This window comes from uncultured Williamsia sp., assembly GCF_947494875.1.
Taxonomy (GTDB): Bacteria; Actinomycetota; Actinomycetes; order Mycobacteriales; family Mycobacteriaceae; genus Williamsia_A.
The window spans coordinates 502,209-517,615 of sequence record NZ_CANLWM010000001.1; the positions used below are offsets into that span (position 1 = coordinate 502,209).

The 15,407-nt window shown below is 69.4% G+C and carries 15 protein-coding genes and 2 tRNA genes; 13 read left to right on the forward strand and 4 right to left on the reverse strand.

All coding sequences use genetic code 11. The features are described 5' to 3' along the window. Positions 1-160: 160 nt before the first annotated feature. From dnaN to Q1A98_RS02620, 10 genes are all read left to right on the forward strand, one after another. Entirely contained in the window at positions 161-1,324 is a 1,164-nt protein-coding gene (dnaN, locus tag Q1A98_RS02575) for a DNA polymerase III subunit beta (protein ID WP_299569643.1), read from the forward strand. 10 nt (positions 1,325-1,334) lie between these two features. Then, positions 1,335-2,234 carry a phosphogluconate dehydrogenase (NAD(+)-dependent, decarboxylating) gene (gene gnd / locus Q1A98_RS02580; protein ID WP_299569645.1) on the forward strand — a complete coding sequence of 300 codons (900 nt, stop codon included), beginning with the start codon at positions 1,335-1,337 and terminating at the stop codon, positions 2,232-2,234. Between the two features lie 27 nt (positions 2,235-2,261). Continuing rightward, a complete protein-coding gene (recF, locus tag Q1A98_RS02585; protein WP_299569646.1) occupies positions 2,262-3,458 on the forward strand; it encodes a DNA replication/repair protein RecF in 1,197 nt (398 codons plus the stop codon). Beyond that, positions 3,451-3,993 carry a DUF721 family protein gene (locus tag Q1A98_RS02590; protein WP_299569647.1) on the forward strand — a complete coding sequence of 181 codons (543 nt, stop codon included), beginning with the start codon at positions 3,451-3,453 and terminating at the stop codon, positions 3,991-3,993. The genes recF and Q1A98_RS02590 overlap by 8 nt, the downstream gene beginning before the upstream one ends. Before the next feature lie 264 nt (positions 3,994-4,257). Continuing rightward, positions 4,258-6,372 (forward strand): DNA topoisomerase (ATP-hydrolyzing) subunit B, encoded by a 2,115-nt coding sequence (gene gyrB, locus Q1A98_RS02595; RefSeq protein WP_299570511.1) that lies wholly within the window; start codon positions 4,258-4,260, stop codon positions 6,370-6,372. Between the two features lie 52 nt (positions 6,373-6,424). Beyond that, positions 6,425-8,920: a DNA gyrase subunit A gene (gene gyrA / locus Q1A98_RS02600; RefSeq protein ID WP_299569648.1), complete on the forward strand. Its 2,496-nt coding sequence runs from the start codon at positions 6,425-6,427 to the stop codon at positions 8,918-8,920. Positions 8,921-8,948: 28 nt separating this feature from the next. After that, the gene (locus tag Q1A98_RS02605; protein ID WP_299569649.1) at positions 8,949-9,881 is read left to right on the forward strand and encodes a DUF3566 domain-containing protein; all 933 of its coding nucleotides are present in this window, start codon (positions 8,949-8,951) and stop codon (positions 9,879-9,881) included. Positions 9,882-9,946: 65 nt separating this feature from the next. Then, positions 9,947-10,020: transfer RNA gene (locus Q1A98_RS02610), tRNA-Ile, on the forward strand. A 142-nt stretch (positions 10,021-10,162) separates the two neighbouring features. Then, positions 10,163-10,235: transfer RNA gene (locus Q1A98_RS02615), tRNA-Ala, on the forward strand. 84 nt (positions 10,236-10,319) lie between these two features. Further along, positions 10,320-11,453, forward strand: a complete 1,134-nt coding sequence (locus Q1A98_RS02620; protein WP_299569650.1) for a hypothetical protein — start codon at positions 10,320-10,322, stop codon at positions 11,451-11,453. 6 nt (positions 11,454-11,459) lie between these two features. Here the strand turns inward: Q1A98_RS02620 and Q1A98_RS02625 are convergent, their stop codons facing one another. Together Q1A98_RS02625 and Q1A98_RS02630 are read right to left on the reverse strand one after the other, a co-directional pair. Then, positions 11,460-11,963 (reverse strand): DUF4190 domain-containing protein, encoded by a 504-nt coding sequence (locus tag Q1A98_RS02625; protein ID WP_299569652.1) that lies wholly within the window; start codon positions 11,961-11,963, stop codon positions 11,460-11,462. A gap of 82 nt (positions 11,964-12,045) precedes the next feature. Beyond that, the gene (locus tag Q1A98_RS02630; RefSeq protein WP_299569654.1) at positions 12,046-12,390 is read right to left on the reverse strand and encodes a hypothetical protein; all 345 of its coding nucleotides are present in this window, start codon (positions 12,388-12,390) and stop codon (positions 12,046-12,048) included. Positions 12,391-12,493: 103 nt separating this feature from the next. Between Q1A98_RS02630 and Q1A98_RS02635 the strand changes: the two genes are divergently transcribed. Next, a complete protein-coding gene (locus Q1A98_RS02635; protein WP_299569655.1) occupies positions 12,494-13,021 on the forward strand; it encodes a peptidylprolyl isomerase in 528 nt (175 codons plus the stop codon). Positions 13,022-13,065: 44 nt separating this feature from the next. Further along, positions 13,066-13,887 (forward strand): rhomboid family intramembrane serine protease, encoded by an 822-nt coding sequence (locus tag Q1A98_RS02640; RefSeq protein WP_366943322.1) that lies wholly within the window; start codon positions 13,066-13,068, stop codon positions 13,885-13,887. Here Q1A98_RS02640 and Q1A98_RS02645 read toward each other — a convergent pair. Beyond that, entirely contained in the window at positions 13,880-14,293 is a 414-nt protein-coding gene (locus Q1A98_RS02645) for a PH domain-containing protein (protein WP_299569658.1), read from the reverse strand. The genes Q1A98_RS02640 and Q1A98_RS02645 overlap by 8 nt on opposite strands. 88 nt (positions 14,294-14,381) lie before the next feature. Beyond that, the gene (gene crgA / locus Q1A98_RS02650) at positions 14,382-14,672 is read right to left on the reverse strand and encodes a cell division protein CrgA (RefSeq protein ID WP_253653477.1); all 291 of its coding nucleotides are present in this window, start codon (positions 14,670-14,672) and stop codon (positions 14,382-14,384) included. Between the two features lie 68 nt (positions 14,673-14,740). Here crgA and Q1A98_RS02655 point away from each other — a divergent pair, with 68 nt between their 5' ends. Beyond that, complete coding sequence (locus Q1A98_RS02655; RefSeq protein ID WP_299569659.1) at positions 14,741-15,403, forward strand: aminodeoxychorismate/anthranilate synthase component II; 663 nt, start codon at positions 14,741-14,743, stop codon at positions 15,401-15,403. Positions 15,404-15,407: the final 4 nt, after the last annotated feature.

A 15,407-nucleotide genomic window follows, 5' to 3' on the forward strand; every position in this document is an offset into this window, starting at 1 on the left:
AGCGGTGTGGACAGCGGGTGTCCCCACCCGACCCGGTGGGTCGGAGTCCCTCGGTCGGAACCTGCCCCGTTCGGCACCATCACGCCGGCGGCGTTCTAGAGTGGGGCGACATCAGCAGCAGCCACGGTCGTGGCCGGCGGGTACGGGAGGGTCGAACGCGGTGAAGTTCCGTGTCACACGCGATGAGTTCGCCGACGCCGTCGCCTGGGTGGCCCGCAGTCTGCCGAGCCGTCCGCCGGTCCCCGTCCTCGGCTGCGTGGTCCTCACCGCCGGCGACACCGGGCTGACCGTCTCCGGCTTCGACTACGAGGTCTCCGCCCAGGTCGACATCTCTGCCGAGGTCGCCGACGAGGGCCGGGTACTCGTCTCCGGCAAGCTCCTGGCGGACATCACGCGCTCGCTTCCGGCCAAGCCCGTGGACGTGGCGATCGACGGCACGCGCGTCGTGATCAACTGCGGCAGTTCGCGTTTCTCGCTTCCGACGATGCCCGTCGAGGACTACCCGAGCCTGCCCGAGGTGCCCGGTGTCACCGGCACCATCCCGGCCGAGCTGTTCGCCGAGGCCATCGGACAGGTCGCCGTCGCCGCGGGCAAGGACGACACCCTGCCGATGCTCACCGGCATCCGTGTGGAGATCGAGGACGACACGGTGGTCATGGCCGCCACCGACCGGTTCCGGCTCGCGGTGCGTGAGCTGACGTGGCAGCCGAGCGGGTCCGACACCGCCGCGGTGCTCGTCCCGGCCAAGACGCTCTCGGAGTCCGCGCGCTCCGCCGGATCCGACGGCGCGCCGGTCTCACTCGCCTTGGGGTCGCCGGGCACGATCGGCGCCGAGGGTCTGCTCGGGATCCTCGGCCAGGGCCGTCAGACCACCACCCGCCTGCTCGACGCGGAGTTCCCGAAGTTCCGTCAGCTGCTCCCGACGTCCCACACCTCGATGGCCACCGTCGACATCGCGGCGCTCACCGACGCCATCAAGCGCGTCGCACTCGTCGCCGACCGTGGCGCCCAGGTCCGTCTGGAGTTCTCCGAGGGCACCGTCCAGCTCACCGCCGGTGGCGACGACGCGGGCAAGGCCGAGGAGTCGGTGGAGGTCGCGTTCCACGGCGAGCCGCTGACCATCGCGTTCAACCCGACCTACCTGCTCGACGGGTTGTCGGCCCTGCACTCGTCGTCGGTGGAGTTCGGGTTCACCACGCCCAGCCGTCCCGCGGTCCTGCGGCCGGCGGGTGAGGACGCCCCGGTCCCCGACGACAGCGGTGCTTACCCCGCGCCGTCGAGCGAGTTCACCTACCTGTTGATGCCGGTCCGCCTGCCGGGCTGATCGGGAGAGGATGTCCGCGATGCAGCTCGGACTGATCGGTCTCGGAAAGATGGGCGCCAACATGCGGCGCCGGATCGCGGGTGCGGGACACGAGGTGGTCGGCTACGACCCTCGTCCCGAGGTCAGCGACGTCGGATCGCTGCAGGATCTCGTCTCGGCGCTCACCGCGCCGCGCGTGCTGTGGGTCATGGTGCCGTCCGGCGACCCGACACGGGAGACGGTCGCGTCGCTCAGCGAGCTGCTCGAGCCGGGCGATCTGGTGATCGACGGCGGCAACTCCCGGTACACCGACGATGCCCCGAACGCGGAGCTGTTGTCCGCCAAGCAGATCGGGTACATCGACTGCGGTGTGTCCGGCGGTGTGTGGGGCCTCGAGAACGGCTACGGCCTGATGGCCGGCGGATCGGACGAGGACATCGAGAAGGCGATGCCGATCTTCGACGCGCTGCGTCCCGAGGGCGAGCGGGCCGGCGGGTTCGTGCACGCCGGACCGGTCGGCGCCGGGCATTACGCCAAGATGGTGCACAACGGTATCGAGTACGGCCTCATGCACGCCTACGGCGAGGGCTACGAACTGCTGTCCGCCGAGCCGCTGATCACGGACGTCCCCGGGACCCTGCGCGCATGGACGCATGGCACCGTGATCCGTTCCTGGTTGCTCGAGCTCCTGGTCGACGCGCTCGCGCAGGACCCCGGTCTGACCGAGATCTCCGACTACACCACCGATTCCGGTGAGGGACGATGGACCGTCGAGGAGGCGATCCGCCATTCCGTGCCGGCGAACGTGATCTCCGCGGCCCTGTTCGCGCGGTTCGCATCCCGGCAGGAGTCCGGTTCGCCGACCCTGAAGGCGGTGTCGGCGCTGCGTCAGCAGTTCGGTGGCCACTCGGTGCATCGCGCCGGATCCTGACCTCGCCCGCGTCGCCGCACCCTCGTCGTGTACGTCCGTTCCCTGCGCCTGCGTGATTTCCGGTCGTGGCGCGCCCTCGAGGTCGATCTGCGGCCCGGGGCCACGATCATCGTGGGACGCAACGGATTCGGCAAGACCAACCTCGTCGAGGCGCTGAACTACGTCGCCACGCTGCGCTCACACCGGGTGAGCACCGACGCCGCGCTCGTCCGCAGTGGGTGCGATTCCGCGGCGGTCACGGCCAGCATCGTCAACGCCGGCCGGGAACTGACCGTCGAGGTCGCGATCACCCCGGGACGGGCCAACCGGGCGACGGTGAACGGTGCGCCGTCACGACGTGCCCGCGACGTCGTCGGGATCCTGCGGTCGGTGATGTTCGCGCCGGAGGATCTCGCCCTGATCCGGGGCGAACCCGCCGAGCGGCGCCGACTGCTCGACGAACTGGCCGCCCTCGCGGGGCCGGCCATGGTGGCAGCCCGATCCGACTACGACCGCGTCCTCCGCCAGCGATCGGCGTTGCTGAAGACGGCGTCGGCCGCACTGCGGTCCGGCGGTTCCTCTGCGGAGTCGGTGATCAGCACACTCGACGTCTGGGACACCCAGCTCGCGCAGTTCGGCGCGGTGGTCACAGCGGGCCGCATCGACACGGTGTCAGGGCTGCGGCCGCACTTCGTCGCCGAGTACTCGACCCTCGCGCCCGCGTCACGACCCGTGGACCTGCGCTATCGGCCCGCCGTCGGCGGGGAGATCGTGCCGGACGACGGGCGCGCCGACGTCGAGTTCATCGAGGCGACGCTGTTGACCCGCCTGGCGGAGGCCCGCCAGAAGGAGATCGACCGCGGGGTGTGCCTGGTCGGACCGCACCGTGACGACCTCGACATCCTGCTGGATCGCCAGATCGCGAAAGGCTTTGCCAGCCATGGGGAGTCGTGGTCGCTGGCGCTCGCGACGCGGCTGGGTTCGGTGCAGCTCATCCGTGACGACGGCGCCGAACCCGTCGTCGTGCTCGACGACGTGTTCGCGGAACTGGACGCGTCGCGTCGCGCGGCGCTGACGACGTTCGCGGAGTCGGTGGAGCAGGTCATCATCACCGCGGCTGTCGGCGACGACATCCCCGGTGCGGTCGCCGGGCGGCGGTTGGCTGTCGGGGTCGACGACGATCATGAGGTCCGAGAGTCCCATCTGATCGGTGAACCGCCGTCCGAGGAGGCCGCGCATGGATGACGACACGACGTCGGGGAACACCGACGAGTACTCGTCCGGTCACGAGCTCGCGCGCAGGGCGCTCGAGGATGCGCGGGCGAAGGCCAAGGCGGAGGGCAAAGCCGTCGGTCACGGGCGGTCGTCGGCACCCACCCCACGCCGGGGTGCTCGACGACGGTGGTCGGGGGCACGTCCCGACGGCCGTGACCCGCAGTCCTTCGGCACGGTGGCGGGGGCGTTGGCGCGATCCCGCGGATGGCAGCCGAAACTGGGGGAGGGACAGGTCTTCGCGGCCTGGGACCGCATCGTCGGTGAGGACATCGCCGCGCACGCCCAGCCGACGGACCTCCGCGACCGTGTGCTCTCCGTGAGTGCCGAGTCCACCGCGTGGGCCACCCAGCTGCGACTCGTCCAGCGGGACATCCTCGCCAAGATCGCGGCGGCGGTGGGTCGCGACGTCGTCGTGTCGCTGCGCATCACCGGTCCCCGGGCACCGTCCTGGCGGAAGGGCATGCGCACGGTTCCCGGACGGGGTCCTCGCGACACCTACGGGTAGGTCGGACGGGTATGTCCCACGGGCATCACCAGCGCCCCGAGACGGCCTGTTGACCGCTCCGATGTCAAGCGCCCCTGGTTTTCGGCGAGAAAATCCGTCTGCGGGCGCGTCAGACGCCCTGCAGAGCCGTTTCCGTACAGGTGAGGCAGTACTATGGAGCGGTACTGCCCCGACTCGGGCGCAGGCGTGTGCGAGCAGATCGACCAGCCCGGACTCCCACCCCTCGCGGCGGGCACCGGCGAGGACAAGGAGCGGACCCCACTCGTGGCGGACACCAACGGCACCAGCAAGCCAGCCCGATCAACCAAGAAGGCCGGCAGCGACTACGGCGCCGATTCGATCAGCATCCTCGAAGGTCTCGAGGCGGTCCGCAAGCGACCGGGCATGTACATCGGCTCCACCGGTGAGCGCGGCCTGCACCACCTGATCTGGGAGGTCGTCGACAACTCGGTGGACGAGGCCATGGCCGGCTTCGCCTCGCAGGTCGACGTCACGATCCTCGCCGACGGCGGTGTCCAGGTCCGCGACGACGGCCGTGGCATCCCCACCGACATGCACAAGACCGGCGTCCCGACCGTCGAGGTCGTCATGACGCAGCTGCATGCCGGCGGCAAGTTCGATTCCGAGTCCTATGCGGTGTCCGGTGGTCTGCACGGTGTCGGCATCTCGGTGGTCAACGCGCTGTCGACGAAGGTCGAGCTGGACATCGACTACGGCGGCAACCACTGGAGCCAGACCTACACCCGTGCCGTACCCGGGCCACTGCAGAAGGGCGCGGCGACCAGGAAGACCGGCACGACGGTCCGATTCTGGTCCGACGGCGACATCTTCGAGACCACCGACTACAACTTCGAGACCATCGCACGGCGACTGCAGGAGATGGCGTTCCTCAACAAGGGACTCACCATCACGCTGACCGACGAGCGCCCGAAGGTCGTCAACGACGTCGACGACGTCGAGCAGGCCGAGGTGATCGGCAGCGGATCCGCCGACACCGTGTCAGAGGGCGACGCGGACGCCGAGCCCGACACGGATGCCGTCGTCGAGCCCGGGCCCGACACGGAGAAGAAGGATCCCGGCAAGCCCCGGACCCGGACCTATCACTACCCGGGTGGCCTGATGGACTACGTCGCCCACCTGAACCGGACCAAGAGCCCCATCCACGCGTCCATCGTCGGCTTCACCGCGAAGGGCACCGGCCACGAGCTCGAGGTCGCGATGCAGTGGAACGGTGGCTACTCCGAGTCGGTCCACACGTTCGCGAACACCATCAACACCCACGAGGGGGGCACCCACGAGGAGGGGTTCCGCGCGGCGCTCACCAGCACGGTGAACAAGTACGCCCTCGACAAGAAGCTGCTGAAGGAGAAGGACCCGAAACTCACCGGCGACGACATCCGCGAGGGGCTCGCAGCGGTCATCTCGGTGAAGGTCGCCGACCCGCAGTTCGAGGGACAGACGAAGACCAAGCTCGGCAACACCGAGGTGAAGAGCTTCGTACAGAAGGTGTCCAACGAGCACCTCTCGCACTGGCTGGAGTCGAACCCGGCCGAGGCGAAGATCATCATCAACAAGGCGGTCGGGTCCGCGCAGGCGCGCCTCGCCGCGCGCAAGGCGCGAGAGCTGGTGCGCCGCAAGAGCGCGACCGACATCGGCGGTCTCCCCGGCAAGCTCGCCGACTGCCGCAGCAACGATCCCGCGAAGTGCGAGGTCTACATCGTCGAGGGTGACTCGGCCGGTGGCTCGGCCAAGTCCGGCCGCGACTCGATGTACCAGGCGATCCTCCCGATCCGCGGCAAGATCATCAACGTCGAGAAGGCCCGCATCGACCGCGTGCTGAAGAACGCCGAGGTGCAGTCCATCATCACCGCGTTCGGCACCGGCATCCACGACGAGTTCGACCTGGCCAAGCTGCGGTATCACAAGATCGTGCTGATGGCCGACGCCGACGTCGACGGCCAGCACATCTCGACGCTGCTGCTCACCCTGCTGTTCCGTTTCATGCGGCCGCTGGTGGAGCACGGGCACGTCTACCTCGCGCAGCCGCCGCTCTACAAGCTGAAGTGGCAGAAGGGCGCCGACCCCGAGTTCGCCTACTCCGACCGCGAGCGCGACGGTCTGCTCGAGGCGGGCCGCGCGGCCGGCAAGAAGATCAACACCGACGACGGCATCCAGCGCTACAAGGGCCTCGGCGAGATGAACGCCAAGGAGCTGTGGGAGACCACGATGGATCCCGAGGTGCGGGTCCTGCGCCAGGTCACCCTCGACGACGCCGCTGCAGCCGACGAGCTGTTCTCCGTCCTCATGGGTGAGGACGTCGTCGCTCGCCGCAGCTTCATCGCCCGCAACGCCAAGGACGTGCGCTTCCTCGACGTCTGACGGACCTGGTCGTTTCACGTGAAACACCGGTCCCGACAACGAAAGTGAACTGATGACCGACACCACCCTGCCGCCGGGCGGCACCACCGACGACGCCGGCGGCGACCGGATCGAACCGGTCGACATCCAGCAGGAGATGCAGCGCAGCTACATCGACTACGCGATGAGCGTCATCGTCGGACGCGCGCTGCCCGAGGTCCGTGACGGACTCAAGCCCGTGCACCGTCGTCTGCTCTACGCGATGGGCGACGCGGGATTCCGCCCGGATCGCAGCTACGTCAAGTGCGCCAAGCCCGTCGCCGAGACGATGGGCAACTACCACCCGCACGGCGACACGGCCATCTACGACGCGCTTGTCCGTCTGGCCCAGCCGTGGTCGATGCGGTACCCGCTCATCGACGGCCAGGGCAACTTCGGCTCCCGCGGTGACGACGGCGCGGCCGCCATGCGCTACACCGAGGCCCGCCTCACGCCCCTCGCCATGGAGATGCTGCGTGACATCGACGAGGAGACCGTCGATCTCACGCCGAACTACGACGGCAAGACCCAGGAACCGACGGTCCTGCCGAGCCGCATCCCGAACCTGCTCATCAACGGGTCGGGCGGCATCGCCGTCGGCATGGCGACGAACATCCCGCCGCACAACCTCACCGAGGTCGCCGACGCCGTGTTCTGGGCCCTCGACAACCACGACGCGGACGAGGAGTCGACCCTCGCCGCGTGCATGGAGCGCATCAAGGGGCCGGACTTCCCGACGGCGGGACTCATCGTCGGCACCACCGGGATCACCGAGGCCTACACCACCGGACGCGGCAGCATCCGCATGCGCGGTGTCGTCGACGTCGAGGAATCACGGACCGGCGCAACGACACTCGTCATCACCGAGCTCCCGTACCAGGTCAACCCCGACCGCATGATCGTGTCGATCGCCGAGCAGGTCAACGACGGCAAGCTCAAGGGCATCAGCAAGATCGAGGACCAGTCCTCCGACCGCGTCGGCATGCGCATCGTCGTCACGCTCAAGCGGGACGCCGTGGCCAAGGTGGTGCTGAACAACCTCTACAAGCACAGCCAGCTGCAGACGAGCTTCGGCGTGAACATGCTGTCGATCGTCGACGGCGTGCCGCGCACGCTGCGTCTCGACCAGATGATCCGCTTCTACGTCGCCCATCAACTCGACGTGATCATCCGACGGACCCGGTACCGGCTGCGCAAGGCCGAGGAGCGCGCCCACATCCTGCGCGGTCTGGTCAAGGCGCTCGACGCCCTCGACGAGGTGATCGCACTCATCCGCGCGTCGTCCAACACCGAGGAGGCCCGTGCGGGTCTGATCGGCCTGCTCGACATCGACGAGATCCAGGCCGACGCGATCCTCGCGATGCAGCTGCGGCGCCTGTCCGCACTCGAGCGGCAGAAGATCATCGACGACCTCGCCGAGATCGAGCGCGAGATCGCCGACTACAAGGACATCCTCGACAAGCCCGAGCGGCAGCGCGCGATCGTGCGCGACGAGCTGCGCGAGGTCGTGGACAAGTTCGGCGACGAGCGCCGGACCCAGATCGTCGCGGCCGACGGGGACGTCACCGACGAGGACCTCATCGCCCGCGAGGACGTCGTCGTCACGATCACCGAGACCGGGTACGCCAAGCGCACCAAGACCGACCTCTACCGCAGCCAGAAGCGCGGCGGCAAGGGTGTGCAGGGCGCCGGATTGAAGCAGGACGACATCGTCGCCCACTTCTTCGTGTGCTCCACGCACGACTGGATCCTGTTCTTCACCACGAAGGGCCGCGTGTACCGCGCGAAGGCCTACGAGCTGCCCGAGGCCAACCGCACGGCGCGTGGTCAGCACGTCGCCAACCTGTTGGCCTTCCAGCCGGAGGAGCGCATCGCGCAGGTCATCCAGATCAAGAGCTACGAGGACGCGCCCTACCTCGTCCTGGCCACCCGCGGCGGCCTGGTGAAGAAGTCCCGTCTCACCGACTTCGACTCCGCGCGGTCGGGCGGCATCATCGCCGTCAACCTGCGCGGCGAGGACGAACTCGTCGGCGCGCGGCTGTGCAGCTCCGACGACGACCTCCTGCTGGTGTCCAAGCGAGGCCAGTCGATCCGGTTCTCCGCCACGGACGAGGCGCTACGACCGATGGGCCGGCAGACGTCCGGTGTCCAGGGGATGCGGTTCAACGACGACGACGAGTTGCTGTCGCTCAACGTGGTCGCCGAGGACACCTATCTGCTGGTCGCGACCGCGGGCGGATACGCCAAGCGCACGGCCATGTCGGACTACCCGGTGCAGGGTCGGGGCGGCAAGGGCGTGCTCACGATCCAGTACGACCGACGTCGCGGTGACCTCGTCGGTGCGCTGATCGTCGACGACCGCAGCGAGCTCTACGCGATCACCTCCGGCGGCGGCGTGATCCGTACGCTGGCCAAGCAGGTGCGCAAGGCGGGTCGCCAGACCAAGGGCGTCCGCCTCATGAACCTCGACGAGGGAACTACCCTCTTGGCCATCGCCCGCAACGCCGACGAGCCCGACGAGGTCGAGTGACCGGCCACCCGCAGCGACAGGAGCGCATGTGAGCACACCCCGTGAACCCGAGGGTCAGCGCAACGGCCCCTCCGTGCAGGACCGGCCCGACCAGGACGACACCCCGCGGTCCGGGGCGGCGCAGGGGGAGCAGGGTCAGCGCCCCAACCCGGGGACGGGTCCCGGTGGTGTGCCTCCGTGGCAGCGCGTCGGTCAGGCGCCGGTGACCTCGCCCGGACCGTCGGCGCAGCAGCCGCCCACCGGTGACGCAGGTCCGTCGACACCCCCCGAACAACCCGCCCGGCCCCGTCGGCCCCTGGTCACCGGCACCGCGGCTCCGAAGCCGCCCGGGCAGGACGCGGCGACGACCCGCGCGCCGATCGCCAAGCTCGACTCGGACGGTTCCGTGCCCACCGACGGTCCCGCGCAGCAGCCCCAGGGCGAGCAGACGACGCGTGGCCGGAATTCGCTGACGGGCAAGATCATCGACGGCCCGACCCGCAACATCGGGCGGTCGCAGGTCCCGGAGGACCTGCCCGACCTCGACGCCATCCACCACCCGGCGACGTCGCCGACCGCGGTCCGGTCCGCCGAGTCCGTGCCGGCCGGTCATCGCGGGCCGCTGCGCGCCGCGGTGCAGCTGCGACGGATCGACCCGTGGTCGACGTTCAAGGTGTCGGCCGTGTTGGCGATCGCGCTGTTCCTCATCTGGATGATCGCGATCGGCGTGCTCTACGTGATCCTCGACGGCATGGGCGTGTGGGACCAGATCAACAACTCCTTCGGTCAGCTGGTCTCCAGCGACAACACGACCGAGTCGTCGTTCGAGATCACCGCGGGCACCGTCTTCGGTGTCGCTGCGGGTGTCGGCGCGCTCTACGTGATCGTGTTCACCGCCCTGACTACGGTCGGTGCCTTCATCTACAACATGAGCTCCGACCTCGTCGGTGGCATCGAGGTCACGTTGGCGGACCGGGACTGACAGGCGTTTTGTCGCCGGTCCCGGTGATCCGGTAACCTTCCTCGGGTTGACCGGCGACGGTCCACGGGCCTATAGCTCAGGCGGTTAGAGCGCTTCGCTGATAACGAAGAGGTCGGAGGTTCAAGTCCTCCTAGGCCCACTCCGGAAGGATCCACACATGCGGATCGTGCTTCTCGTCGCAGCTGCCGTCACCGGTGTGGTGGTCGCGTTGATCGCCGAGTCGCGTCGCAACACGCAGGTGTGGCACACCCTGCCGGACCGCCGGATCTGATCGGGCGGACGGGGCCTTAGCTCAGTTGGTAGAGCGCTGCCTTTGCAAGGCAGATGTCAGGAGTTCGAATCTCCTAGGCTCCACACATCATTCGGATACACAGTCGTCACCCGATCGGTACCGGCCGGATCCTGCTCCCACACCCCAGCCGTCGCTACCGTCACAGCGTGACGACATTCCCGCGTGCACGCATCGTCGGACGCTTTGCCGTGTTCGTGGCGGTCGGGGCGACGATCGCTGCGATCGTGCCGGGGGGTGCCGGCGCCACCGCGGTACCCGCCGACGTCCTTCGCCAGCCGTTCGCGGCGACGAGCATCTGGAACACGCCCATCGGGACGGGTGCTCGCTACGTGCCGGCAGGGCTCCCGGCGGTGCCGCGGGGCTCCGTCTGGGCACCGATGCCGCAGGACGACGGCGACCACCTGATCTTCACGCCGGATGCCCCGCTCGTCGCGGTGCACGCGAACTCCGCCGGCTGGAGTGGTCGGAGCCGTTGCGGCACAACCGGTCCGGTCCTCTTCACCGCCCCGATGCCGCGGGACTACCTGGTCCCGTCGTCGAACGAGAACGAGGGCGCGGCGTTCCTGATGGCCGACGGCCGGACGATGCGGTACGTCGCACCGCTCGCCCGCTGCCTCGCGGGCGGCGCGGCGTCGGCGCAGGACGTGAGCGCACCCGTGGACCTGTACGGAGACGGACTGTCGCGCCGTCCCGGTGCGGCGGGTCTCAGCGGCGGCCCGGGCGGCGTCCTCCGGGTCGGGGAACTCGGTCCGGGATCGCCGACGGGTCCACGACATGCGCTGAGGGTGATCGTCGACAGCCCACAGGTGCTCTTCCGCTGCCGCGTCGAGGCGCAATGCTTCCGATGGCCCGCGGCCACGTCGGATGCCGGGTCGGTGGGCGGATACGGCTCGGTCGGGAACAACCAGAACGCCGCGATGCGGATGGGTGCCCTGCTCGCCATCCCGGCGACCGTGGACCTGACCCGGATGGGACTCGAGACGCAGCCCGGACGCCAGCTCGCGTGGACCATGCAGAACTTCGGTGCCTACGTCGCGGACTCGACGGGCGGGCCGTCCTTCGGCTTCGTGACCGAGCGCGGGCCGGCGGGGTCGTTCGGGGACACGTTCCGCTCCGACCACGGCTTCCCGTTCGCCCAGCGCGTCCGTGACAACACGCCGTGGTCGCGGGACGTGCAGCGGATCATGGTGGCGCTCAGCGTCGTCGACGACAACGGGCCGACGTCGATCGGCGGCGGCGGCGCCCCGATCACGGCACGGGCGGTGCTCCCGGGACGGTGAGCGGGGTCAGGATCCCTGTCCGGCGATCGCCAGGTAGACGATCAGGCACAGGATCGCCGCGGCGACGTAGGCGTATCCGATCCACAGGGCCGCCGACGCCAACTGCGCGCCGTACTCCTTGCGACGTCGGATCTGTCCGCGCGCGATGTGCCCGCAGATGATGCCCGCGATCGCGGTGACGCCGAGGAACGACAGCACCAGCGCGACGATCGCGAGGATGTTCGTCGAGGTGCGCGGCGCCGCTGTCATCGGGCTCGATTCGGGATCGTCGGGGGCGGGATCGGCGGCATGCTGCGTCCGCAGCGCGGAGTCCGGGTAGACGGTGGTCGGTCGGTCGTCGGGCGCTGGACCACGACGGGGCGGCTGCTGCGAGTACGCGAGGGAGCCGCTGTCCCCGGGTCGGGGCACCGCGGTGGTGGCGGGAGGGGCGGGCGGTCGGCGGTCGGGGCCGCCGTGTCGCGGGCCCATCGGCCGTGACGGCGGCGGGACGGGACGGCCGGGCGGAGTCATGGGTCGGCCCGCGGGCGGACGGTTCATCGCTCCGCTCGGGGGTCGTGACGTCGGACGATCGTCGGGATGCACGGGTCGAAGGTTACTCGGAGGTGTTCTGTGGCCCGGTGGCGTCCGCTGTCGGCACGTCCTCGACACGCGGCGGAGCGGGGGCGACGGGCGGCGGGGAGGTGCGTCGGGCGCGCAACGCGACCACGGCACCGACGGCGGCGACGCCACCGACCGCCCCCAGGACCGCGACGGCACGCAGCCACGAGCGTCGCCCGCCACGGGACCGCCGGGGCGCGAGGGACGGTGTCGAGCGGGCCTGTGCCGCCCGGCGGCGGCGCGCGGACAGGAGGCGCCGGGCCGCGAGCAGTCGCACCGGGGCGGACCACGGGGTGACGACACCCAACGCGGTCGTCGTGACGGCGGTGGCCTTGGACATCAGCTGGTCTCCGATCGTCGGTCGCGCCCACGGCGCGGCATCGTCGCCAAGCCTGCCAGGTCGCTCTCGTCGCCGGTACAGGGGCGGATGGCACGATGGGGGTGTGAGCACACCTCAGAAGACAGCGACCGCGACCCTGCACACGAACCGCGGCGACATCGTCGTCGATCTGTTCGGGAACCACGCCCCGAAGACGGTGGAGAACTTCACCGGTCTCGCGACCGGCTCGAAGGACTACAGCCAGCCGAACGCCTCCGGCGGCGACTCCGGTCCCTTCTACGACGGGTCGATCTTCCACCGCGTCATCGACGGCTTCATGGTCCAGGGCGGCGACCCCACGGGCACCGGTACCGGTGGCCCCGGCTACCAGTTCGGCGACGAGTTCCACCCCGAGCTGCAGTTCGACCAGCCGTACCTGCTCGCCATGGCGAACGCCGGCCCCGGCACCAACGGTTCGCAGTTCTTCATCACGGTGACCAAGACGCCGCACCTGAATCGCAAGCACTCCATCTTCGGGGTCGTCGCCGACGACGAGTCCCGCAAGGTCGTCGACGCGATCGCGACGACGAGCACCGACCGTCGCGACAAGCCGCTCGACGACGTGGTCATCGAGAAGATCGAGATCAACTGAACCAGCCGTTCCCGCCGCCGCCGTCCGCCCCGCGGACGGTGTGCGTGCGGCACCCCGACCGCCCGACCGGGCTCGCATGTTCCCGGTGCGGGCGTCCGGCGTGTCCGGAATGCCTGACCCCGGCCGCGGTCGGGCAGCACTGCGTCGACTGCGTCCGTGAGTCACGCGGCGCGACACCGCGCGCGATCACGATCGGCACGTCCACACCCCGGGCCACGTTCGCCCTCATCGCGGTCAACGTCCTCGTCTTCGTCCTGACCGCGGCGCAGGCCCACGGCCTCGGGAACGTGAACCCGTCGGACTCACGGATCTTCTACGACGGGGTCCTGTTCGGGCCGTTCGTCGGGCAGGGCGAGGTGTGGCGCATCGTCACGTCAGGGTTCCTGCACTACTCGTTGATCCACATCGCCCTCAACATGTTCACGCTGTACATCCTGGGTCGCGAGCTCGAGAGCGCTCTCGGGACGGCTCGCTTCGTCGGGATCTACGTCGTGGCACTCCTCGGTGGCAGTGCCGCCGTGCTGGCGTTCACCCCGACCGCAGCGGCCGCCGGCGCCTCGGGCGCCATCTACGGGGTGATGGGCGGCCTGCTGGTCGCCGTCATCCGCGCGAAGATGCCGCCGGGGCAGATCATCGGACTGATCGTCATCAACATCGTGATCTCCGTGACGATCCCGAACATCTCGCTGTGGGCGCATCTGGGCGGACTGGTGTTCGGTGCCGCCGCGACCGCAGGCGTGCTGGTCCTGCCGGGCCTGGTGCTCTCCGGACGCACCCGCACCGCGCGGTCGGTGTCGCGGGTGGGCTGGGCAGCCATCGGCGCGCTCGGCGTGCTGGCGGCGGCGCTGGCGCTCCTCGTCAGCTGACGCGGAAGCCCGCCTGCTCCAACGCTGCGATCACGTCCTCGGGGTGAGTCCCGAGATCCCATCGTCCGAGGACGACGAGCCGGTCCCCGGGAAGGTCGAACTCCAGCGTGGGCACCTTCCGCCCCAATCGCGCGGTCGAGACGACGCGGATGCGCTCGATCTCCGACGGCGTGTACTCCGAGTCGCCGCGCAGGGTCCGGATCCGCATCCGCGACGGCGCGACGACGAGCCGCGGACGCACCACGAGTGCGACCGCCCCCGTCACCAACAGCAGCAGCGCGGCCACACCCATGATGACCGCGCCACCGGGATCGGCCGACGACGCGATGGCCGCCACACCGAGGACCACACCGCCGACGACCAGCGCGACACCTGCGATACGGGGCGTCGACCAGCTGGTCGTCACGCCGTGCGCAGAGTTGTCCACAGGGTTTCTCCACAATGGGGATGAATTACACCCATGTCATTCCCCAGGCTGGGGATGGTTCGAGCGGTCAGCGCCACCGCATGGTCATCAAGAGACCCGAGATCATGAACCCGAACCCGATGAGGAAGTTCCACGCGCCGAGCGCGTACATCCAGTGCAGGATCTTGCCGTCGGCCCCGAGGCTGCTCGGCGTGGCCACGAGGTAGAAGACGATCAGCCAGGCGAGGCCGAACAACATCAACCCGAGCATGGCGCCGACATAGATCTGGCTCGACGGCCCGACCTTCACCTTGACCGGTGTGCGGCTCGCGGGGTTGATCGTGTAGTCGGTGCGCTTTCTGACTTTGGATTTCGGCATCGCTTCCTCACTGTGAACAGGCCCCACCACGGTATCCCACCTGCGACGCAGCGCGTACGGTGTGGCGGATGAGCAGGGGTCCGTCGGTCTTGGTCGTCGACAACTACGACAGCTTCGTCTACAACCTGGTGCAGTACCTCGGACAGCTGGGCGTCTCGGCGACGGTGTGGCGCAACGACGATCGTCGTCTCGACGATCTCGACGCCGTGGTGCAGGAGTTCGACGCGGTCCTCCTGAGCCCCGGTCCCGGCACCCCACAGCGGGCCGGCGCGACGATGCCGCTGGTCGAGGTCGCCGCCGGCACCGGGACACCTGTCCTGGGGGTGTGTCTGGGTCACCAGGCGATCGGCGCGGCGTTCGGGGCCACCGTCGACCGCGCACCGGAACTCCTGCACGGCAAGACGTCCACGGTCCACCACGGCGGCGACGGTGTACTCGCGGGACTCGCCGACCCGTTCGTGGCGACGCGGTACCACTCGCTGACCGTGCTGCCCGAGACCATCCCGGACGAGTTGATCGTGACCGGCCGGACCGAGAGCGGCATCGTGATGGCGATGCGCCACCGCGACCTGCCGATCCACGGGGTGCAGTTCCACCCGGAGAGCGTCCTTACCCAGGGCGGCCACCGGATGCTCGCCAACTGGCTGCGTCTGGCCGGCCACGACGTCCCCGAGTCGGTGGTCGCCGAGTTGGAAGAGCAGATGGCCTCGGCGATCGCACCGGTCGCCTGACGTC